Consider the following 20016-nt stretch of genomic DNA (forward strand, 5'->3'; position numbering starts at 1 on the left):
CGAAACACCCCCCTTCCCTCCTGCGGCCCCGTGCCGGGGGAGGGCTGTGCTTTGGCACGACTGGAGACCGTTTGACACAGCATTCCCAAGGTAGCCCCGCCACCGTGACCGCCACCATTACCCTGGACAACCCCCGTGAGGCCTACGCCCTGCTGGGCCCCGGCGACGCCAACCTGCGCCGCATGCGGGAACTGACCAGAGCCAAGCTGGTCGCGCGCGGCGAGACCGTCACCGTGAGCGGCGACGAGGCCGACGTGCAGCAGGGCGAGCGACTGGTGCGCGACGCGCTGGACGTGGTCAGAACCGGCGGCGAACTGACCCCCGACAGTCTGCTGCGCTCGGCTCGCCTCAGCGGCGAAGGACGCAGTCTGGCCGCCGAAACTCAGGTCACAGGCCTGAGCCTGCCGCGCGGTCTGAAACCCAAAACACCCGGCCAGAAGCTGTATCTGGACAGCATCGACAAGAGCGACATCACCTTTGGCGTCGGCCCAGCCGGTACCGGCAAGACCTATATGGCCGTGGCGATGGCCGTGCAGGCGCTGAAAGCCAAGAAGGTCAAGCGCATCATCCTGACCCGCCCCGCCGTGGAAGCGGGCGAGAAACTGGGCTTCTTGCCGGGCGACCTGCAGGCCAAGATTGACCCCTACCTGCGCCCGCTGTACGACGCCTTGCAGGACATGCTTGAACAGGAGAAGTTCGAGTCCTACCTGACAAGCGGCGTGATTGAAATTGCTCCGCTGGCCTTCATGCGCGGCCGGACGCTGAACGACGCCTTCATCATTCTCGACGAGGCTCAGAACACCACCGGCGAGCAGATGAAGATGTTCCTGACCCGCATGGGCTTTTCCAGCAAGGTCGTGGTGACGGGCGACGTGACCCAGATTGACTTGCCGCGCCACATCACCAGCGGCCTGGCGGTGGCCAAGCGTGTCCTGAGCCGCATTGAGGGCATCGCCTGGCACGAATTCACCGACGCCGACGTGGTGCGTCACCCCCTGGTGGGCAGCATCATCAAGGCCTACGAGGCCGCCGAGCAGGCCGAGGAGGACAAACGCGCCGCACGCCGGGGCGAGTTCGCCTCTATTCCTGAAGCTGAGGGGGACCCGCCCAGCGCGGCCCGCTAGGCCCTTCTCCCCCGCCCCAGTGGCGGGGGCTTTTCTTTGCCGCTACCCTGCAACGTGTGAAGAGAAGTGTGTTTCTTTCCCCCCGGACCAGACCACCGGCACCTGCTGGCCGCTGGAGGCCCCATGATTGACCTGATTGTTCGCAAGACGCCGCCAGCGGGCCTCAGGGGCGCTCTGCGCGCCAGCTTGGAGGCCGTGACCGCGCACTTTGGGGTCCAGGAGCGCGAGATCACGGTGGTGCTGGTCGGCGACCGCACCATTCGTGCCCTCAAACGCGAACACTGGGGCGAAGACGCCGCCACCGATGTCCTGAGTTTTCCCACTTGGGAACCGGGCGACCCGTTTATGCCGCCGCATCTGGGGGACATCATCATCAGTCTGGACACGGCGGCGCGCCAGGCCGAGGCGCGGGGCCACAGCCTGACGCGCGAGGTCGCGCTGCTGGCCAGCCACGGCGTCACGCATCTGGTGGGGCACGACCACCCCCACGCCGAGGGTCTGGGTTTTGAGGAAGGCGCCACCGGCGAGGAGTGGGCGGTGTTTCACGCCGCGTGGGACGCGGCCCGCGCCGCGCTGCCTGCCGGGGTATGACCGGCGGCTCAGCCCTGAGCCTGCGGCGTTTTCTGCGCTCGGCGGGCTTTGCCTGGGCCGGGGTGCGCCACGCCTACCGCAGCCAGCCCAATTTCCGGATCGAGTGCTGGGCCGCCGCGCTGGCCCTGAGCCTGACCGCCGTGCTGGGGGCACCTCTGGCCCCCATTCTGCTGACCTGCGCCCTGGTGCTGAGCCTGGAACTGCTGAACACTGCGCTGGAAGCGGTCGTGGACCTGGCTAGCCCAGAGCTTCACCCGCTGGCCAAGGTGGCCAAAGACGCCGCCGCCGCCGCCGTGCTGCTGGCCAGCCTGGGCGCGCTGGGGGTAGGCGCCGTGGTGCTGGGGCCCCCGCTCCTGGGAGTGCTGCGGGGCGGGCTGCCATAAAGCGCACAGTTCTGCGCGCGGCCCCCGTGGCAGGATGCGCGGCGTGAGTGCGTCTTTCCTGGAGCCGCTGCCCGTGACCCTGCGTGGCCGCCGGCCCCGTGATCTGCCGGTGCTGCGGCGCTGGCTGACCGACCCGCAGGCGGCGTGGCGCCAGTGGGACGCGCCCTACTTTCACGCCGGCACGACCACCGAGGCGCTGGAACGCTATGTGGACACGTTGGCGCAGACCCCGCCCAGCCCCCACGAGCGCGTGATTGACCTGGGCGGCCAGTGCACTGGCATGGTCAACCGCGCCGAGGAAGACCCGGCCGGCGGCGGCTGGTGGGACCTGGGCATCCTGATTTACGATCCGCAGCACTGGGGACGCGGGCTGGGCACCGAGGCGCTGCGGCAGTGGGTCCAGGCCACCCTGGACGAAACAGACGCCCACATCCTGACCTTCAGCACCTGGAGCGGCAACGAACGCATGATCCGCGCGGCGCAGCGGCTGGGGTTCCGTGAAAGTGCGCGGGTCCGTGAAGCACGCCTGGTGCGGGGCGAGCGCTTTGACAGCGTCAAACTGGACCTGCTGCGCCGCGAGTGGCCCGGCGAGGAGGCCTAGCACCCGATGGCCAAGCGCACCGCCAGCGATGGACCCCCAGTCAATCCACCCGGCTTTCTGGCCACCCAGGACCTCAAGGAGCGGGGCTGGACCCCGGCCCTGATTCGCCGCTTTCTGGGTGAACACGACCAGACCCGGCCCAACGGCCTGAAAATGGGGCGCCGCCGTTTGCCGCCCGTCAAGCTGTACAGGGAAATACGGGTGTTCGAGGTGGAGCGCCAAGATACCTTCCTGGCCGCGCAGGCCCGCGCCGCCGACGCCCGTGAGCGCGCCGAACGCACCCGCGCCCAGCGGGCTCAGGTCCGGGCCGAGGCGCTGGACGCCGCCGCTGCGTCCTTCGTGCCGGTGGTGCAGCCCCAGCCGCTGCGGAAGGGCGCCGTCCGGCTGGCCCGCGCGCCCTACCTGCCGGGCTTGGAAGCCGCCCTCGACCACCTGGCCACGCCCCTGGCCCCACTTACTGAACGAGAGCGCGCGACCCTAGCAGATGGCCTGCGCCGCCGGCTGGATGAGGCGCTGGCGACAGTCTATCCCTGGTATCCCCATCCAGATGGCAGCAAGTCGGACGACCGACCGCCAAAGGGCAGCACCGCCAAGCCCAGTGACTGGCGCACCTGGGAGTGGGATTGATACGAACTCCGATTGAATCCAACAGAACGCCGGATGAAGTCCGGGCAGAACGAGCGAGAAAGCAGACAGACACTGCGTTATGGAGGCCCAGCCAGCAAGGTGCCCGCTGTGCCCTAATTGAGCCGAATCTGTCTGAAAGGCTTATAGAAAACGGCCAGCACAGCTCAGAGTCGATTTGATCTTCGAGCGTCCGCCTTAAATTGACAGCAAAAGGCCCCTCCTTAAACAAGAAGGGGCTGAAGAGATTCCTCTACTTTACAGGGCGGCTCGGCGGCCCCGCACACTGACCAGGCCGCCCAGCACGACCAGCGCGCCGGCCAAGGCCACACCAGCGCCGACCAGGCCTACTTCTGTGCGGGCCACATAGACTCCGTAGAACGCCCACAGCAGCACCGCCGCAAAAGCGTAGTCATGAAAGCGCATCAGGAAAAACACGCCCACCACGGCCGCAATCACGACCAGCAGCGCCGACCACAGCGGCGCACTCAGGCCCAAGGCGCCGGCCGTCACGCCCACACTGACCAGAAAGGCGGTGATATTCGCCATCGTGGCCACGCTGATCCAGGCCAGGTAGAGGCTGGTCGGCACCTGCAGGGCCCAGGCTTCAGCCCCCAGCGGGCGCAGATCGTGCACTGCCAGGTACAGCCAGACCAAGCTGCCCAGCAGAGCCAGCATGATGGGGACACTCAGAACGATATTCAGGCTCTGAAAGGCCAGAAGCCACGCACTGTTCAGCAGGTTAGCCAGGAGAAAGGGCCAGAACAGGCGGTCGTAGCGCGGGGCGCGCTGGGCCGGCAGCGCCTGATACACCGCGAACACCAGCAGCCCCAGGAAGATAGGTCCCCACACCGCGAAGGTCAGGCCCGCCGGGGTAAAAGCGTTGGGCAGCGAATCGCTCACCGCCTTGTTGCTGTTCCCAAAGAGTGGCAGCGCATTGCTCAGATAATTCATGACGAGCGTCAGCACCGTGGCCAGCAGCAAAGTCACCTGTCGCGCAAATCCGGTCATGGCTCCACGGTAAGCAGCGGGAAGCCGCCCAAGATGTCAGCTGGGCAACGGTCGGCTTGAGCTGGCCTTGAGCTTCGCCCCTTCTCGCCGGGCCGCCACGGTTAGGCAGGCCGCTGCCAGCGGCAAAAGACCGCGCGTCTGCCGCGTCAGCAGGCCGACCATCAACGCCGCCGCTGCCACCTGCCGCGCCCGCTGCACTTCAGCGGCGCGCACCGGGCGCCCGGCACGGTCACAGACACTCTGCACCGCTTCGGGGGCCGTCAGGGTGCCCGTCAGGGGCAGGGCTGCCAGGCTGAGACCTGCACCTAACCACGACCAGCGGCCGCCAGTCGTCAGGGTGGGCAGCAGCGCCCCCATCAGCGGCACGGCGCTACGGGCGCTGGGGGTCAGCAGCGGCGCTGCTCCTGCCACTGCGGCGCCCACCTGGCCGCCTGTGCCCGCTGTCAGCAGCCCCTGCACCAACAGGCCGGTGAGGTCGCTTTGGGTGGCCGCCTGGCCGGTGGTGCCGGCGATCACCCGCAAGCCACTGAGGGCGGTCAGGCTGGGCAGCAGGATTGCCAGAGTGCCTGGCCGACCCAGCAGGACCAGCGCCGCCGCCACGGGCAGGGCGGCGTTGGCGGTCTGGGGGTAATCGGGGTCCAGCTCGCGTGCCGTGGCCCAGGCGGCAAAGGCGGCGCCGCCTGCGCTGAGAGCCTGGGGCCAACTCTGGCCCCGGCGCCGGGCCAGCAACGTGACCCCCAGCAGGCCCAACGCCGCCAGCCGATTTGACCCATACCGAAAATCCAGGGGACGTGCCAGCGCCGAGGGAGACAGAGCAGCCATACGGCACCGTACCCGCAGGCGGGCGAGGCCGCGTTCAAGCCTCAAGACACGCTCAAGCGCCGAGAGCATATGAAGTTCCCTCACTGACAGCAGTGTGAGTCTGAGTTGAGACGTCGGCGGTGTGCCTGGCTGGCAGCCCAACCACTTCGCCCGCAGTCAATGGAAGGAGCGTTACTTGGCTGCCCTCGAATGAATCATGTGCGGCACGCAGCGCAACCAAGACAGTGAAGATGACTTCGGTGTCTCCGTGCATACGGTCTACACCTGGTTTTTCGACATGGTCGGTGTCTGCCCATACCGCGTATAGGGACGCGCCTGCGCTGAGTTCAGACTGACTCCGCTCTCGCTTAAGAGGGCTAGGATTGTGCCCTCAGCGCTGGTCTAAAAGCTTATAGATGAGCTAGCGAATTATAAGGAGAGGGTTAGCTTTTAAAAATATAACCCATTCCTACATCTGCAAAATTTGGCCTATCTTCGCAGAAGGCATCTACTCAATTTTTATTAATAGATGACTTAAACTAGATCTAGGAGAACTTATATGACTCAGGACAGTGAAACTTCTACTCAGCTGAACCGCCGCACACTTATTACCGGTCTAACCGCAACAGGAATCGGGATAGGGTTCTTGAATGTAAACTCGACCGCTCAAGCCGGTGGTGCTGGCGCACCAATGAAGATGGGTTTGACCGAACGGGATTTTCGTCTCGGTGTCATTGGTCCTGCCGAACTCTCACTCATCACGAGTCGGATCGCAGTCAGTCGTGCAACTCAGGCCAATGCCAAAGAATTTGCCGGTTTCGAACTTCGTGAAGCCGTCGCTGTCACGACAGTGCTGAAGGAGCTCGGTACACCAGTTCCGCCTATGGATGCAAAAGCAAAAGCGACTCTGACTAAAATTCAGTCTGCCGCCCCTGGGCGTGAATTTGACCTGGCCTATATCACCGCACAGCACGAGAATCACATTTTTCTACGTGACCTGGCTACGGCCTACTTGAGCAACACAGTGCCAAACGAAAAGACTTTCGCTGAACAGCAAGGTCGTCACCTTGCGACCCTCGCCCTCAATCAATTTACAGAGCACGTTGAACTGACTGCGCGAATCCTGCGCGAATTGCAAAGCTAAGAGTATAGAGGTCATCCGGCAACTCGGTCACGATGTGCCGCCCAGGTGGGCGGCCCATTGCTGTCATGCGGCCGAGGCGACGCCCGATGGGCAATCCTGGCTCCACTCATCCCCTTAGCCACGACGCGCCCCATCCGCAGTCGGCCTCGTCGCTCAGACCGTAAGGTCTTGTCCTGCTGCGTCAGTAACCTGCACCGACACGTTTCTCAGAGCACTTCAGAGTCTGCCTTACGTCGTGTACTCCGCGTTGATGCGGACGTAGTCGGCGCTCAGGTCACAGCCCCAGGCTTCACCGCTCGCCTTGCCCACACCCAAGTCAATGACAAACCGCACCTCTTCCGCTTTCATGCTGGCACTCACCTGCGCGGCATCGTAGGGCAGCGGGCCGCCTGCAAAGACTGGCTGACCCTGCACGCTGACGGTGAGGCGCCCTACGTCCACGGCGGCGCCGCTGCGGCCCACCGCCATAATCACGCGCCCCCAGTTGGGGTCGTTGCCGTGCACGGCACTTTTAAGGAGGGGGGACACGCAGCAGGTGCGCGCTGCCGCCAGGGCCTCGGCCTCGGTGCGGGCGCCCGACACCTGCACGGTCAGGAGCTTAGTGGCGCCCTCACCATCGGCGGCAATTTGCTGGGCCAGGTCGCGCATGACGCCTTCCAGAGCCGTCAGGAACTCCTCTAGGGGCACCTCGCCTGCCTGGCCGTTGGCCAGCACCAGCGCCATGTCGTTCGTGCTGGTATCGCCGTCCACCGTAACTGCATTGAAAGTGCGGTTAACGATGGGCGGAAACGCGGCACGCAGGGCCTCCTGCTCCACTGCCGCGTCGGTGAAGGCAAAAGCGAACATGGTCGCCATATCCGGGTGAATCATGCCGCTGCCCTTGGCGGTGCCCACGATGCGCGCGCCCGTACTCAGCGTGGCCTGCGCCGTTTTGGGCCGGGTATCGGTGGTCATGATGGCGCTGGCAAAAGCGTCGGCGCCCTCTGTCAGTTCGTCCGGCAGGTGTTCAATCCCGCTCAGGACCCGGTCCATGGGCAGCAGGTGGCCGATGATGCCGGTGCTGGCGGTCAGTACGCCCCTGGCGGGCACGTTCAGCACACTGCCAAAAGCGTCGGCCATGTCGGCGTTATCGGCGGCGCCGCGCCGGCCTGTGGCGGCGTTGGCATTACCGGCGTTGACTAGAAGGGCGCGCACCGGCTGTCCACCTGCGTACAACTCGCGGTTGCGGGTCACGCACGCGGCGGCAGTGGTCGAGCGGGTGCCGGCAAAGGCCCAGGTGCAGTTGCTGGCCGAAGTCACGCCGCTCAGGTCGGTCTTGCCGCTGGGTTTGATGCCAGCGGCCATCGCCGCCGCCGTAAAGCCAAGGGGAAAGGTGAGGCTCATGCCCAGGAGTGTAGCCGCCTGAACGCGCCGCCTATACTCGCCTGGCATGACAACAGAGCGCACTGGAGCAGATGTGGTGGTCGTGGGGGCCGGTTCTGGCGGCTGCGTGGCGGCGCGCCGGCTGCTGGACGCGGGCCTGCGGGTGCTGCTGCTGGAAGCCGGCGGGCCGGACCGCCACCCCCTGATCCGTGCACCTGGGGCGTTTTCAAAGCTCTTCCGCACCCCACTGGACTGGAACTTTACGACCACGCCGCAGCCGGGCGCCGCCGGCCGCACCTTCTACTGGCCGCGCGGCAAGGTGCTGGGCGGCAGCAGCGCCATCAACGCGACCATCTGGATTCGGGGCTCACGCCGCGACTACGACCGCTGGGGCGAGGGCTGGACCTGGGCCGAGGTGCTGCCGACCTTCCGCGCCCTGGAAGACTACCGGGGCGAAGCCGGCGAGACCCGCGGCACAGGTGGCCCGCTGCCCGTGGGCGCGCGCGACAGATCCCACGACCTGAGCCATGCCTTCGTGGCCTCAGCGGCGCTGGGCCTGGGCCTGAAGGCCGTGGACACCTTCAACGATGGGGTACTGGACGGCGCCGGCCTGCTGGAAAGCAACCACCTGCGCGGTGAGCGCTACAGCGCTTTTCGCGCCTTCCTGCAACCAGTCCTGGGGCACCCGAACCTGACGGTGTTGACCGGCGCCCACGTTCTAGAACTGCTGTGGGACGGCCCGCGCGCCGCTGGAGTGCGCCTACGCTGGCAGGGCCGCACCCTGGACGCCCCCGCTGGCGGCGTGCTGCTGACCGCTGGGGCCGTGCAGACGCCGCACCTGCTGATGCTGTCGGGCGTGGGACCCCGCACCGAACTGGCGCGCCTGAATATTCCCGTGCGCGTGGCCCTGGATGGGGTTGGACGGGGCTTGCAGGACCACCTGGCTGTGCCCGTCATCAGCCGCTCGCGCGTGGCGTCGCTGGACAGCGGGCACCCCGCCGCCGCCCTGGCCCAGTACGCCTGGAACCGCAGCGGGCCCCTCAGCAGCAACATTGCCGAGGCCGCCGCCTTTTCTCATGCCCGCCCCGGCCTGGACCCAGCCGGCGACCCCGACCTGCAATTTCACTTTGGCCCGGCGTACTTCCGCGACCACGGTTTTCAGACGGCGCGTGGCGCGCACTTCTCGGTAGGGCCGGTGCTGGTGGATGTCCACAGCCGGGGCCAGATCACGCTGGCCTCACGCGACCCCTTCGCGGCGCCCACCATTGACCCGCAGTACCTGACCGACGAGCGGGACGTGCAAAGCCTGGTGGCCGGCGTGCGGCAGGCGCGCGAGATTGCAGGCGCCCCTCCGCTGGCCCGCCTGCGCGGCGCTGAGGTTCTGCCCGGCGAGGGCGTGCGCAGCGAGGCCGCTCTGCGCCGGTATGTGCAGGAGGAGTGTTCGACCCTGTACCACCCGGTCGGGACGGCGGCGCTGGGCGACGGAGAGCACGCGGTGGTGGACCGCCGGCTAGCGGTGCAAGGTACCCAGGGCCTGTGGGTGGGGGACGCCAGTGTGATGCCCCGCATCATCCACGCGAATACCAACGCCACCGCCATGATGATTGGCGCCCGAGCCGCCGAATTTGTGGAAGCTGGGCTTTGAGGAGGGCGCCGCTTTTCCCTCTCAAGCTGATTGGCACAGGCATCATTTCAAAGGTCTCACCTTGCCCAGCAGCTTTAGAAGAAAATCACGCGGCCTCGCACGTTCCTCATGTCGGCTTCATGAGCACCTGGGGCCGGGCGGGTAGGGTGGCACAGACATGAGCCGTTTTCTTGCCCTGACGCTGACCGCCCTTCTGACGGCGGCCACCGCCGCCAGCGCCGTGCCTGTAAAGCTGGGCAGCGTGCCGGTCACGGTTGAACCCAACGCGAAACTCCTGACGCTGAGCGCCGCTGGCATCCGCACGGCCTTTCCTTCGGCCGCTGGGCGCCCCGACGCCGTGTTCATGACCGAGGACCGTAAGGTCAGCGTGGCCTTCGAGTGGCGCACCAGCAAACTGGCCCAGACCGAAGTGGCCAAGCTGGTCGAGCAGTTTCCTGGTGTGATTCGCGCGCAGGTGCCCAACGTCAAGACCCTGAAGGCCAGTCTGGTGCAGTTGGGCGGCTCGCCGTGGGCGCAGTTCGTGTTCACCACGCCGGGCCAGGGGGACGAGTTGCGCCGCGAACTGATGGTCACCAGCGTGGCCGGGCGCATGCTGGTGGTCACGATTGCGGGCAACGTCAAGGACTACTCAAAGAATGAAGCAGTGGTCCGCAATCTGACCAACAGCGTCCGCGTGAACTAACCGGAGCGCTTGCCCTCTTCTCCCCCGCCCTGTGGTGGGGGCGTTTTTATGTCCTGCCAGATAGGGGCAGATGTTGGTCACAACGCCAGAGAAGTGTTCGGCGGCCAACGTCCTTAGCCCCCTTTCCCTGCTTTGTTCGGCTTGATGGCATTCTGGCTGGTCGGGAAGCAAACAGAGTTGAACAGTTGCAGCGAGCAGAAGCCAACGCCAAGTCGTACCAGTGAACCAGACCCAGCCTCCGCCCCAGCACTTCTAACAAGTCCCTCGTATTACCCTACAGGCCGTGAACTACGACGATTTCGCTGACCTGTACGACCACCAGTACGACGTCTACCGCGACGACCTGCATTACTATGCGCGGGTGGCCGAGCGGTCAGCGGGGCCACTGCTGGAAATCGGTTCAGGGACTGGGCGGGTCACAGCATTCCTGGCCCGGCGCGGTGCGGATGTCGTGGGCCTGGAGCCCAGCGCCCGCATGATTGAGCGGGCCGAGGCGCGGGCGGCACAGGACGGCCTCAAGGTGCGTTTTGTGCAGGGGGACGCCCGCACCTTCAAATTTGAGACACGCTTTGCCACCGTCATCGCTCCCTTCAACGCCCTGATGCACCTGTACACGCCGGGCGAACAGTTGCAGGCGTTGGAAAATATTCACGCGCACCTACACACGGGCGGCACTTTTACCTTTGACTTGTATGTGCCGCGCTTTGGCAAACCGAATACCGTGCGCCACGAGGGCGAAACCTTTCACGCGCCGGACGGCGGCCGCACCGACGTCTTTCTGGTGCAGCGCCATGACAAGCCGCGCCAGCACATCACCACTGAATACCACGTAGATACCACGGCCCCGGACGGCACCCTGAGTCGGCGCCACTACACTCTGACCCAGCGCTACTACACTCGCTACGAGGTGGAGTGGCTGCTGCGCTTTGCTGGATTCGAGAGCCCGCGCGTCAGCGGTTCGTTTCAAGGGGGCCCGCTGGAAGCGAGCAGCGACGTGATGGTCTTTACAACCAGGGCGCTGTAGGCGTGGAAAAGGTGCAGCGGCTCTGGACAGCAGGCCAGCTGACATCCATGCCCGCGCGGTCTCTGCCAGCAACGTTCAGGCCGTCCCCGTCCGCCCAGCCGAGCTTGAATAGACCGATCCAGCGCTCCTGATACCCCAGCTGGGCCTGCCAGTCCTGCCCACTCAGGCCCTGAATCTGGGCCACCTGCCCCGGCGTGACGCGGCTACAGACCCGCAGATAAGTCAGGACCACCCTCACCACCGCTTCTTTCTGCGCGGCACTGGGCACAGGGACCGGGACCCAGGCCATGACACCATCGATGCGGTCCAGATTTGAATTCACAGCCTTTAGTCCAGCACTCGTGGTGAGATAAACCTGAACCCTCGTCCCGCGCACATTGACTTGAAGCTTAGCCGTGTAAGGCGTGAACCCAAGGTCATCCGTCGGCGTCACCCTTATGCCTGAACTGCCTGGTACCCAGCGCAGCACTTCATTGCGGGTGATCAGGTCTGTTCCACCCGCCGACGCTCCAGAGATCAGGGCAGAACACAACAGACAGACGGCGCGGCGCATGACCGCCAGTCTGCCCCGCCCTCCACATAGCTTCAAGCGAGGTTGCCTTTGTCAGCTAGAGTCGGCAAGCTCACCACACCGCGATATGGCCGTCGGTGCGACTCTCGGTGCCGCCTTCCAGCACCCCAGTTTCCGGATGCCGGCGAATCATCTGCCCCCGCCCAAAAGACCCGGCGTCCGGCTGCACGGTGACGCTGTGCCCGCGCCGCAGCAGCTCACGGGTCAGGCTTTCCCCCAGGGCCTGTTCAACCTCAATGCGGGTGCCGTCTAGCCACTGCCAGCGCGGGGCGTCCAGGGCCTGCTGCGGGTTCATGCCGTAGCGCACAGTATTGAGGACCACCTGTAGATGCCCCTGCGGCTGCATGAAGCCGCCCATCACGCCAAAAGGACCAACTGGCGTGCCGTCCGTGCGGGCCAAGAAGCCCGGAATAATCGTGTGGTAGGGCCGCTTACCAGGGGCTAGAGCGTTGGGGTGGGCGGGGTCAGTGTGAAAGTTGTGGCCCCGGTTGTGCAGGGCAATCCCGGTGCCGGGCACCACCACGCCGCTGCCAAAGCCCATGTAGTTGCTCTGGATAAGGCTGACCATGCCCCCGGCCTCGTCGGCAGTGGCCAGGTATACCGTGCCGCCGGTGCTGGGGGCGTGGGTTGAAGGATCGTGGGCTCGTTCGCCCAGATGGGCGCGGTGGCTCTGGGCATTGGCCTCCGACAGCAGGCCCGCCACATCCACCGGCACCTGGCGGGGATCGGCCACAAAACGGTGGGCGTCCAGAAAGCCACGCTTCATGGCTTCAATTTGCAGATGGAGGCTGTCCGGGTCGTCCCAGCGCCCTGGCAAAGGCAGGTCGCGCAGGACGTTCAGGGCAATCAGGGCCGCAATACCCTGACCGTTGGGCGGAATCTCGTAGACGCGGTGCCCGTCCCAATCGGTGTGGATGGGCGTCACCCACTCGCTGCGGTGCGCGGCCAGGTCGGCGGCCCGCAGCAGCCCCCCTTCCGCGCGGGCGTGGGCATCTATCTGGGCGGCCAGGTCGCCCTCGTAGAAGGCGGCGCCGTGCGTTTCGGCAATGGTGCGCAGGGTGCGGGCGTGGGCCGGGCTGCGCCACAAGGCACCGGGGGCAGGCGTGAAGCCGTCCGGCGCGAAGGTGCGAAACCACTCGGCCAGTTCAGGGAGGTTCAGGCGGCGGTAAATCTGCGCGGCGCGCGCCCAGTTGCCAGCCAGCACGGGCGAGAGAGGATAGCCTTCTTCGGCATACTCGCCAGCCGGGGCCAGCACCTGGGCAAAGTCCAGCCGGCCAAACCGCGCGTGTAGGTCCGCCCAGCCGCGCACGGCGCCGGGCACGGTGATGGGTGTCCAGCCGTGACGCGGCAACAGGCCCCCGTGGCGCTCCTGGAGGGCGTCCAGACTCAGCGCCGCTGGAGCCGCGCCGCTGGCGTTCAGCCCATGCAATTGCCCATCTGCCCACACCAGGGCAAACAGATCGCCGCCAATCCCGTTGCTGGTAGGTTCCACCACCGTCAGCGCGGCGGCGGTAGCAATGGCGGCGTCCACAGCGTTGCCGCCCTGCTGCAACACGCGCAGTCCAGCCTGGGCCGCCAGCGGTTGACTGGTGGCCACCATGCCGCGCCGGGCGTAGACAGGACGGCGCACGGTGGGAAAGTCCGGGGTGTAGGTCACAGCGGCAGGCTAGCGCGTTCGGGAAAAAGGAGGCCCCAGGTAGTCAGCGTGGAGAGGCGGGTGTCTCCGTCAGCTTGCGCCGCTGAAACGACTCCCCACCACCGGCTCTTCGATCAGAGTCAGGCGCACCTCGTCATCTTGGAAGAAGCGGCGCGTAGACAGGGGCTCCGTTGAAGTGAAGAGGGGGGCCTGCCCTTGAGTCAGCAGCAAAACCCCGCTGTCCTGTCGCATTCCTGGTTTCGGGCGGTCGGCCCACCCCTTACATGAAGTGTCGTTCGATTTCTTCTCGTCCCGCTGCGCGCCTTGGCCAGGAAGGTGGTCTGGCCGGAATAAGACCTTTCGCTCCCACCAACACAACTGCCCGCCGCGTCATCAGGACGGGCGGGCAGTGTCTAGACCCTCGTTAGCTGGCAGGCGTCTTGCGGCTTCGCGTCGCTTTTGGCGCTGGCGCGGCCACTTGAGGAACGGCCACACCGGGCAGCACGTCGGCCAGGTCAGCGGGCGTGATCGGGCGTTCCTGGGCCCCAATCCCTGTGGCCGCCAGGGCACCTGCCGCGTTGGCCGCGCGCGCCGCCTCGGACATCCCCGCGCCGTTCAGGACTGCGTGGGCAAAGGTGGCGGTAAAGGTGTCGCCCGCGCCCGTGGAGTCCACGACCTGCCCGTCAGGGCGAATGGCGTCCACCAGTTCGGTGTCGGTGGGGGTCCAGGTGATCGAGCCCATCTTGCCCACCTTGACCACCACGCGCTGAGCACCTGCCGCGCCCAGATCAGCCAGGGCCGCGCTGATGGACCCGGTGCCGGTCAGTGCCTGCAACTCGTGCTGATTGAGCATCAGGTAGTCGGCGGCAATCACATCGTTCAGCAGTGAGGTTCCGGCCTTGTTCACGGCGCCTGTGCCGAGGTCAATAAACACAGGCACAGGCGTCTTGGCACCCTTGGCCGCGGCAATCGCGGCCAGGCTGTAGGCCCGCTGCGGGCCCTCGGTCAGGGCGTAGGCATTGATAATCAGCGCGTCTGAGCCCTCAATGTCTTTCGTCTTTAGCTGGGCCGGGTCTAGCTGGCGGTTGGCCGCCCCGTCGCTGATCATGGCGCGCTGGCCACTGGCGGTCTGCATCACCGTGATGGTGCTGGTCAGGTACTGCGAGTCACGCTGAATAGCGCTGTCCTGCACGCCGCTGCCGCGCACGTGGCTCAGGGCATAGTCGGCAAAGGGGTCGGCACCTACGCGGGCCGCCAGGGTGACCGTGTGGCCCAGGCGAGCCAGCGTCACGCTGATGGTGCCGCCTGCGCCGCCCGGCTTCATGCTGGCCTGGGTCGGCGTGACCTCCTGGCCCGGTTTGGGCAGGCGGTCGAGGTGATACAGGTGGTCGACAGTCACGTCGCCAATGACATAGAACTTCATTCAACCTCCAAGGGCGCGGGCTGGCCCCTGTTCTGGGAAAGAGCGTGTGGTGCGGCTGAGCGCGTGCGCCTACCGTACCACGCCAAGTTTGACGGCCATGTCACGCAAGTTACCCAGCGGCACGTCCTCGGCCCTGACATCGGGACGCAGCCCACAGGCCGCCAGCGCGCCGTCAATCGCCTCGCCGGCCAGGCCCGCCAGGCGCAGGTTGTTGCGCAGGGTCTTGCGGCGGTGGTGCAGAGCAGTCTCCACAAACGTCAGAAATTCAGGCTCAGGGGCCGCGCGGGTGCGGTCAAAGTCCAGCCGAATCACGCTGCTGGTGACGTCGGGTGCCGGCAGGAAGGCGCCTTTGGGCACGTCACGCACGTGGCGCACAGTCCCATAGAGCGCCGCGATGGCACTCAGGAAGCCGTAATTGTCACCCCCTGGCTGCGCGGCCAGGCGCTGCCCCACCTCTTTTTGCACCAAGACGGTGGCGCTGACAATACCCGGCGCGCGCATGAAGCGCGACAGCAGCAGCCCGGTGATGTAGTACGGCAGGTTGGCAATCACGCGGGTGCCCGGCGGCAGCGCGGCGTAGTCGAAATCCAGGGCGTCGCCCCACACGATCTGCACGTCCAGGCCGTCCAGCGTCTCGTCCAGCACGGGGCGAAGGCGCTCATCTTTTTCGAGGGCCGTGACCTGCGCGCCGCGCGTGGCAATTTCGCGGGTCAGCACGCCCAGGCCGGGGCCGATTTCCAGCACGGGGACGCCCGGCGCGGCGCCGCCAGCCTTGGCGATGGCGCGCAGGATGTTGCCGTCAATCAGAAAGTTCTGGCCCAGGCTCTTGGTGGGCCGCAGGCCGTGACGGGTCAGCAGTTCGCGCACGCGGGCGGGCGAATACAGAGGAGCCAGGCGGAGGTCGCGCTCGCCGGATAGGGGCGCGCTGGAAGAATCTGGGTCAGGGTGGGGCATGGGCAGGGGGTGGTTCGCGGGGGCCTCGCCGGGGCGGGCCGCAGAACGCATCAGTATACTCGGCGCGTGAGCGTTGTTCGTGCCTGTCCCCTTCCCTGCCCGCCCATTTCTCTGTGCCGGGGGCAGGCATGACGCGCACTGAGGAAGACACGGCTCTCCAGGCCCCCGCCCCCAGCCTGGCCGACCTGGTGACGGCCGGCGAGTGGCGGCGGGCAGCGGCCACCGCGCAGTTTGCGAATGAGCCCGTGGTGGTGCAAGAAGCCCTGGAGGCCCTGCTGGCGCTGCAAAACGCGGTGCGGGCGCGGCGCTACCCCTCGGCCCGGCGGGCGCTGGGCGAGTACCGCCAGGCCCTGACCGAGGGCGCGGCGGCACACCCGCTGCTGGGCAGCCTGGCCGGGCAGGTGCCGCCGGACGCCCTGGGCGCGGCGCTGCTGGCCCTGGACAGCCAACAGAAGGAAACCGACCCAGCGGCCCTGCAAGCGGCCCTGGCCGGGGCGCTGGCCCTGCCGCTGACCCGCGCCGAGGCGCTGAACATGCAGGGGGTCCTGTACGCGGTGCGCGGCGAAGAGGCAGACGCCCGGCGCGTACTGGACGACGCCCGGGTGGCCGACCCCGGCCATTACCGCGCCCTGACCAACCTGGGCAACCTCGACATGGAAGCCGGGCGCTTTGCCGAGGCCGAGGCGATTTACCGCGAGGTGCTGCGCATTGACCCCGAGTACGACGGGGGGCACCACAACCTGGGCGTGGCGCTGCGCCGTCAGGGCCGAGTGGCCGAGGGCGTGAAAAGCATTCGCCAGGGGCAGCGCCTGGCCATGAAACGCTCCAAGGACGACACCGACGCCGAGATGAAAGAGCGCTTTGCCACCAACCCAGTGATGAAGAACATGCGCTGGGTCGTGCTGGGCGTGCTGGCTCTGATCATCTTTCTGGCGCTGCGCGGCGGCGGTTAGGCGTGCCGGGCCCCGAGGCGGTCCTGACGCCGGACGGGGTGCGGCGCCTTGACGAGCGCCTGGCCCGGGCGGACCTGCTGGACCTGGCGATGGAAGAGGCGGGGCGCGCGGCGGCCAATGAGCTGAGGCGCGCCTTTCCTGGCCAGGCGACGCTGCTGCTGGCCGGCGGCGGGGCCAACGGCGGCGACGCCTTTGTGGCCGCCCGTCACCTGCTGAGCCTGGGCGTGGGAGCCACCGTGCTGGCCCTCCCGGCCCGCCACCCCCTGACCCGCCGCAACCGGGCACGCTGGCGGGCCGTGGGGGGCCAGACCTTTGCCCTGACGCCCGCTGCCCTGGCCCGCCGCAGCCGGGACGCGGGCGTGCTGGTGGACGGCCTGCTGGGCACCGGATTTCAGCCGCCGCTGCGCCCTGCGCTGGCGGAGGTTGTAGGGGCAGTCAATGCGGCGCGCGCGCGCGGCCTGGCTGTGGTCAGCCTGGACCTGCCCAGCGGCCTGGACGCTGCCCTGGCCGAGGCTGGCCTCAGCGTGCAGGCCAACCTGACCGTGACTTTCAGCGGCCTGAAACCCGCCCTGCTGTTTGGCCCCGCCGCCGAACGGGCGGGCCGGGTGGTGCTGGCCCCCCTGCGGCTGCCGCCTGAGTGGGCCACGGCAGAAGCGCTGGCCCAGCGCCCTCTCGACGCCGACCTGGGCGCATGTTTACCGGTGCGGGCGGCAGGCGCCCACAAAGGCACCGCCGGACGAGTGTGGGTGGTGGGCGGCCACCCTGGCACGGCCGGTGCCCCCGTGCTGGCGGGCTGGGGCGCCCTGCGCACAGGCGCGGGGCTGGTGACCCTGCACTCAGGGGCCGAGGTGCCGCTGCTGCACCCCGAACTGATGGTTCGCCGGCACAGCGACCTGGGGGCGTTTCTGGACGGCGTCTCCGCCAACGGGCGCCCCGACGCGGTGGCCCTGGGTATGGGCCTGGGCCCGGACGCCGCCGACCACGCCCGCCGCGTCTTGCGCTGGGGCCTGCCGACGGTCTTAGATGCTGACGCCTTGCAGCCGGAGCTGGCCGGCAGCGGCCATGACCGCTGCGTGTGGACCCCACACCCCGGCGAGGCGGCGCGGCTGCTGGGGCACACGGCGGCCGAAGTCACTCGCGACCCCCTGAGCGCCGCCCGCGCGTTACAGGCGCAGCTGGGCGGGGTGGTGGTTCTGAAGGGCGGCCCCAGCGTGGTGGCGGCGCCAGGCGGCCTGAGTGTGTCGCGCGGCGGGCATCCCGGCATGGCCAGCGCGGGCATGGGCGACACGCTGTCCGGAATCCTGGCGGCGCTGCTGGGCCAGGGCGTGTCCCCTGAAGACGCCGCGCGCAGTGGCGTGCGCCTGCACGCCCGCGCTGGTGAGCGGGCCGCGCGGGCCTTCGGGTACGGCCTGAGCGCCTCTGATGTGGCAGCCGAACTGGGCGGCGCGTGGCACGACCTGCAGGCCGCTGCCGGGGCCCCTGGCGGGGGGACCTGAGCCGCCCACTGGTCAACTCCACTTTCCCTGACCGAAAGGTGGTAGCGTGCGGGCACTCATGCAAGGTCTTCTGAGCGACGTTCCGCTTCTGGGTGTTCTGGAGCTGATTCATACGACGCGTCAGACTGGCGTGCTGGAGGTACAGGCCGACGTGCCGTTCACGGTGGCCTTTGTGGGCGGCGAGATTGTGTCAGGCGGCATTCTGGACTGGCTGGGCACTGAGGCCGTGCAGGCCTGCCCCCTCCTGGTGGACGCCGGGATGTTCATGTTCGAGCCGCGCGCTGTCACGGGCGCGCCGCTGGGGCCCTACGGCCACTTCTCGACCGACTGGGCGCGCCTGAGTGACGAGTGGATTCAGGTGTGCCAGGTGATTGGCAGCCCCAGTCAGGTCTTTGAAGGCCGCGTGCCGCTGTTCGACCTGCCGGGGGGCCGCTCCGTGCGCGCCGCCGCCGCCTCGGCCGAGTTGCCGCTGTTTCAGGTCGCGCAGACGGTGTCGCAGGCGGTGCAGGGCGGCACCTTGCAGCCTCAGAACCGCTTCGAGTGGCAGCGCCTGAAGCTGCAGCCCACCAAGCAGCGCGCCGCCCTGCACCCCGTCGCCCGCATGCTGGACGGCGAACGCACCCTGGGCGAGGCTGTGGATCAGGGCACGCCGCTGGCCGATGTGCGCGATTATCTGCTGGGCGAGTTGCGCCTGGGCCTGCGCTTTCCCGGCAGCGGCTGGGTACTGCGCGACCTCGTGTGGGAAACCCAGCACCTGAAAAACGTAGCGACTTAAGAGGATGGCGCTGATGAAAAAGTGAATACGGTGTGCGCACCTCTGCCTTACGGCTTAAAGCTCTTTCCTCCTGCTTGAGCGGTATGCACCTCACCCATGTTCTACTGGATGGTAAAGAACATGCTGACCAGGAAGTCGGCAGGCGCTGTCAGCAAGTCCCGTGAGAGCAAACCAGACTCAGCCGCTGCAACAGTCGATACTGGATGGATGGAGCCGCGGCGCCCGTACGCCATGCCACTAACGTTTGCTGACCTTCCCGATGAGGTCAGGGCACTGCTCGACAACAACGTCCCCCTCCAGGAACCCCCGCAGCAAGGTCGCACCTCCCGCGTTGCCTTCGCAGTTGATGCCCGTGGCGAGCCTATGGTGATCAAACGCTCTGCCGGACAACACCTTGACGTGGTTCGGCGGGAACACCGTGCGCTGCAGGCCCTCGCGCCTCTTGACGTATCCGCGCCGGCACCCCTGCTGTTCCTTGAGTGCTCCTCTCCACTTGAACAGGAGGGCTGGCTCGTGACGCGCCGCCTCCCCGGCACGACGTTGGAGGCGGCACTCCGGACTCAGCCCGACCATGCCCGGCGCACATCGCTCCTCACAGACTTTGGCGCTGCAGTGGCCCGGCTGCACGCCACCCCGCCCCCGACAGGATTTGGCACTGGCGACTGGCTCGAAAATGCCCTGGAGGTTGCGAAGAGCTTGAATCCTGCAGCAGACGCTGGTCGGCTCGGACACCTGCGACACCACCAACCGGCGCCGGTCGCCACAGCCCTGATCCACGGTGATCTGTTTCTGGACAATGTCATGACGGTGGGAGAGCGCGTCACAGGATTCATTGACTGGTCATTTGCTGATGTCGGCGACCCGCGTTACGACGTGGCGGTCGCGACACACGAGCTGACGCGAGCTGACCGGGAAGCATTTGCCGAGGGGTATGGACCAGCCGCGCGGTTGACAGCCGCAGAGACCGCATACTTTGTTGAGGTTGCTCTGCTCTTTTGACTCACGCTGCACAGAGGTAGACATGGCGCAGAGACTGATAAGACAAAGCACCAACAATACTCTGACTGAAATATCCGACAATTACATTTGAAACAAAATGTTTGACAATATAATTCAGGTTTTTATCTGAGTGTAGATCTGTTATGACGGGCAGTTATTTTCTGCATCGATTGACTAAATGCGCCAGCTTGGTACGCTCTTTGTAAATTGCAGAATC

At 66.8% G+C, this 20016-nt stretch carries 20 protein-coding genes; 13 read left to right on the plus strand and 7 right to left on the minus strand.

The genetic code is table 11. The features are described 5' to 3' along the window. Positions 1–71 precede the first annotated feature (71 nt). The 5 genes from GO986_RS05605 (at position 72) to GO986_RS05625 (ending at position 3326) form a co-directional block, all read left to right on the plus strand. Positions 72–1124 (plus strand): PhoH family protein, encoded by a 1053-nt coding sequence (locus GO986_RS05605; protein ID WP_232337465.1) that lies wholly within the window; start codon positions 72–74, stop codon positions 1122–1124. Positions 1125–1247: 123 nt separating this feature from the next. Beyond that, on the plus strand, positions 1248–1715 hold the full coding sequence (gene ybeY / locus GO986_RS05610) for an rRNA maturation RNase YbeY (RefSeq protein ID WP_157458291.1): 468 nt from the start codon (positions 1248–1250) through the stop codon (positions 1713–1715). Continuing rightward, entirely contained in the window at positions 1712–2098 is a 387-nt protein-coding gene (locus tag GO986_RS05615; protein ID WP_157458292.1) for a diacylglycerol kinase, read from the plus strand. The genes ybeY and GO986_RS05615 overlap by 4 nt, the downstream gene beginning before the upstream one ends. A 34-nt stretch (positions 2099–2132) precedes the next feature. Next, a complete protein-coding gene (locus GO986_RS05620) occupies positions 2133–2699 on the plus strand; it encodes a GNAT family N-acetyltransferase (protein WP_157458293.1) in 567 nt (188 codons plus the stop codon). A gap of 6 nt (positions 2700–2705) precedes the next feature. Further along, the gene (locus tag GO986_RS05625; RefSeq protein ID WP_157458294.1) at positions 2706–3326 is read left to right on the plus strand and encodes a hypothetical protein; all 621 of its coding nucleotides are present in this window, start codon (positions 2706–2708) and stop codon (positions 3324–3326) included. 255 nt (positions 3327–3581) lie between these two features. Here GO986_RS05625 and GO986_RS05630 read toward each other — a convergent pair whose 3' ends face one another. Continuing rightward, a complete protein-coding gene (locus tag GO986_RS05630) occupies positions 3582–4334 on the minus strand; it encodes a TspO-related membrane protein (protein WP_157458295.1) in 753 nt (250 codons plus the stop codon). Positions 4335–4370: 36 nt separating this feature from the next. Then, complete coding sequence (locus tag GO986_RS05635) at positions 4371–5156, minus strand: hypothetical protein (RefSeq protein WP_157458296.1); 786 nt, start codon at positions 5154–5156, stop codon at positions 4371–4373. Between the two features lie 538 nt (positions 5157–5694). On the opposite strand from GO986_RS05635, the gene GO986_RS05640 reads away from it, so the two are divergent. Next, positions 5695–6279: a DUF305 domain-containing protein gene (locus GO986_RS05640; RefSeq protein ID WP_157458297.1), complete on the plus strand. Its 585-nt coding sequence runs from the start codon at positions 5695–5697 to the stop codon at positions 6277–6279. A gap of 228 nt (positions 6280–6507) precedes the next feature. On the opposite strand, the gene argJ is transcribed toward GO986_RS05640, so the two are convergent. Next, positions 6508–7662 carry a bifunctional glutamate N-acetyltransferase/amino-acid acetyltransferase ArgJ gene (gene argJ / locus GO986_RS05645; RefSeq protein WP_157458298.1) on the minus strand — a complete coding sequence of 385 codons (1155 nt, stop codon included), beginning with the start codon at positions 7660–7662 and terminating at the stop codon, positions 6508–6510. A 46-nt stretch (positions 7663–7708) separates the two neighbouring features. On the opposite strand from argJ, the gene GO986_RS05650 reads away from it, so the two are divergent. From GO986_RS05650 to GO986_RS05660, 3 genes are all read left to right on the plus strand, one after another. Beyond that, the gene (locus GO986_RS05650; protein ID WP_157458299.1) at positions 7709–9286 is read left to right on the plus strand and encodes a GMC family oxidoreductase; all 1578 of its coding nucleotides are present in this window, start codon (positions 7709–7711) and stop codon (positions 9284–9286) included. Positions 9287–9443: 157 nt separating this feature from the next. After that, positions 9444–9968 (plus strand): hypothetical protein, encoded by a 525-nt coding sequence (locus tag GO986_RS05655; RefSeq protein ID WP_157458300.1) that lies wholly within the window; start codon positions 9444–9446, stop codon positions 9966–9968. Positions 9969–10251: 283 nt separating this feature from the next. Beyond that, the gene (locus GO986_RS05660; protein WP_369409181.1) at positions 10252–10992 is read left to right on the plus strand and encodes a class I SAM-dependent methyltransferase; all 741 of its coding nucleotides are present in this window, start codon (positions 10252–10254) and stop codon (positions 10990–10992) included. Here GO986_RS05660 and GO986_RS05665 read toward each other — a convergent pair. From GO986_RS05665 to rsmA, 4 genes are all read right to left on the minus strand, one after another. Then, positions 10973–11314 carry a hypothetical protein gene (locus GO986_RS05665; protein ID WP_157458301.1) on the minus strand — a complete coding sequence of 114 codons (342 nt, stop codon included), beginning with the start codon at positions 11312–11314 and terminating at the stop codon, positions 10973–10975. The two genes, GO986_RS05660 and GO986_RS05665, sit on opposite strands and share 20 nt — an antisense overlap. Before the next feature lie 301 nt (positions 11315–11615). Beyond that, complete coding sequence (locus tag GO986_RS05670) at positions 11616–13163, minus strand: gamma-glutamyltransferase family protein (protein ID WP_157458376.1); 1548 nt, start codon at positions 13161–13163, stop codon at positions 11616–11618. Positions 13164–13623: 460 nt separating this feature from the next. Then, positions 13624–14622: a carbohydrate kinase family protein gene (locus GO986_RS05675; RefSeq protein ID WP_157458302.1), complete on the minus strand. Its 999-nt coding sequence runs from the start codon at positions 14620–14622 to the stop codon at positions 13624–13626. Between the two features lie 69 nt (positions 14623–14691). Further along, positions 14692–15627 (minus strand): 16S rRNA (adenine(1518)-N(6)/adenine(1519)-N(6))-dimethyltransferase RsmA, encoded by a 936-nt coding sequence (gene rsmA, locus GO986_RS05680; protein WP_232337468.1) that lies wholly within the window; start codon positions 15625–15627, stop codon positions 14692–14694. Positions 15628–15704: 77 nt separating this feature from the next. On the opposite strand from rsmA, the gene GO986_RS22545 reads away from it, so the two are divergent. The 4 genes from GO986_RS22545 to GO986_RS05700 all read left to right on the plus strand — a co-directional run bounded on the left by GO986_RS22545 (position 15705) and on the right by GO986_RS05700 (position 19799). Then, on the plus strand, positions 15705–16529 hold the full coding sequence (locus GO986_RS22545) for a tetratricopeptide repeat protein (RefSeq protein ID WP_198170424.1): 825 nt from the start codon (positions 15705–15707) through the stop codon (positions 16527–16529). Between the two features lie 89 nt (positions 16530–16618). Beyond that, positions 16619–18025, plus strand: coding sequence for an NAD(P)H-hydrate dehydratase (locus GO986_RS05690; RefSeq protein WP_157458379.1), 1407 nt, complete (start codon positions 16619–16621; stop codon positions 18023–18025). 58 nt (positions 18026–18083) lie between these two features. Continuing rightward, a complete protein-coding gene (locus tag GO986_RS05695; protein WP_157458303.1) occupies positions 18084–18800 on the plus strand; it encodes a DUF4388 domain-containing protein in 717 nt (238 codons plus the stop codon). Between the two features lie 96 nt (positions 18801–18896). Then, positions 18897–19799: a phosphotransferase family protein gene (locus GO986_RS05700; RefSeq protein WP_157458304.1), complete on the plus strand. Its 903-nt coding sequence runs from the start codon at positions 18897–18899 to the stop codon at positions 19797–19799. The last annotated feature ends 217 nt before the right edge of the window (positions 19800–20016 follow it).

This window comes from Deinococcus arboris (assembly GCF_009755355.1).
Lineage (GTDB): Bacteria > Deinococcota > Deinococci > Deinococcales > Deinococcaceae > Deinococcus > Deinococcus betulae.

Excerpts from the sequence above, each read along its gene's own strand:
- GO986_RS05670 (WP_157458376.1), bottom strand. The coding sequence starts at position 13,163 with ATGGTGGCCACCAGTCAACCGCTGGCGGCCCAGGCTGGACTGCGCGTG.
- GO986_RS05615 (WP_157458292.1), top strand. The coding sequence starts at position 1,712 with ATGACCGGCGGCTCAGCCCTGAGCCTGCGGCGTTTTCTGCGCTCGGCG.
- GO986_RS05640 (WP_157458297.1), top strand. The coding sequence starts at position 5,695 with ATGACTCAGGACAGTGAAACTTCTACTCAGCTGAACCGCCGCACACTT.
- GO986_RS05620 (WP_157458293.1), top strand. The coding sequence starts at position 2,133 with ATGCGCGGCGTGAGTGCGTCTTTCCTGGAGCCGCTGCCCGTGACCCTG.
- GO986_RS05625 (WP_157458294.1), top strand. The coding sequence starts at position 2,706 with ATGGCCAAGCGCACCGCCAGCGATGGACCCCCAGTCAATCCACCCGGC.
- GO986_RS22545 (WP_198170424.1), top strand. The coding sequence starts at position 15,705 with ATGACGCGCACTGAGGAAGACACGGCTCTCCAGGCCCCCGCCCCCAGC.
- GO986_RS05630 (WP_157458295.1), bottom strand. The coding sequence starts at position 4,334 with ATGACCGGATTTGCGCGACAGGTGACTTTGCTGCTGGCCACGGTGCTG.
- ybeY (WP_157458291.1), top strand. The coding sequence starts at position 1,248 with ATGATTGACCTGATTGTTCGCAAGACGCCGCCAGCGGGCCTCAGGGGC.
- GO986_RS05635 (WP_157458296.1), bottom strand. The coding sequence starts at position 5,156 with ATGGCTGCTCTGTCTCCCTCGGCGCTGGCACGTCCCCTGGATTTTCGG.
- GO986_RS05675 (WP_157458302.1), bottom strand. The coding sequence starts at position 14,622 with ATGAAGTTCTATGTCATTGGCGACGTGACTGTCGACCACCTGTATCAC.
- argJ (WP_157458298.1), bottom strand. The coding sequence starts at position 7,662 with ATGAGCCTCACCTTTCCCCTTGGCTTTACGGCGGCGGCGATGGCCGCT.
- GO986_RS05695 (WP_157458303.1), top strand. The coding sequence starts at position 18,084 with ATGCAAGGTCTTCTGAGCGACGTTCCGCTTCTGGGTGTTCTGGAGCTG.
- rsmA (WP_232337468.1), bottom strand. The coding sequence starts at position 15,627 with ATGCGTTCTGCGGCCCGCCCCGGCGAGGCCCCCGCGAACCACCCCCTG.
- GO986_RS05700 (WP_157458304.1), top strand. The coding sequence starts at position 18,897 with ATGTTCTACTGGATGGTAAAGAACATGCTGACCAGGAAGTCGGCAGGC.
- GO986_RS05655 (WP_157458300.1), top strand. The coding sequence starts at position 9,444 with ATGAGCCGTTTTCTTGCCCTGACGCTGACCGCCCTTCTGACGGCGGCC.
- GO986_RS05690 (WP_157458379.1), top strand. The coding sequence starts at position 16,619 with ATGGAAGAGGCGGGGCGCGCGGCGGCCAATGAGCTGAGGCGCGCCTTT.
- GO986_RS05650 (WP_157458299.1), top strand. The coding sequence starts at position 7,709 with ATGACAACAGAGCGCACTGGAGCAGATGTGGTGGTCGTGGGGGCCGGT.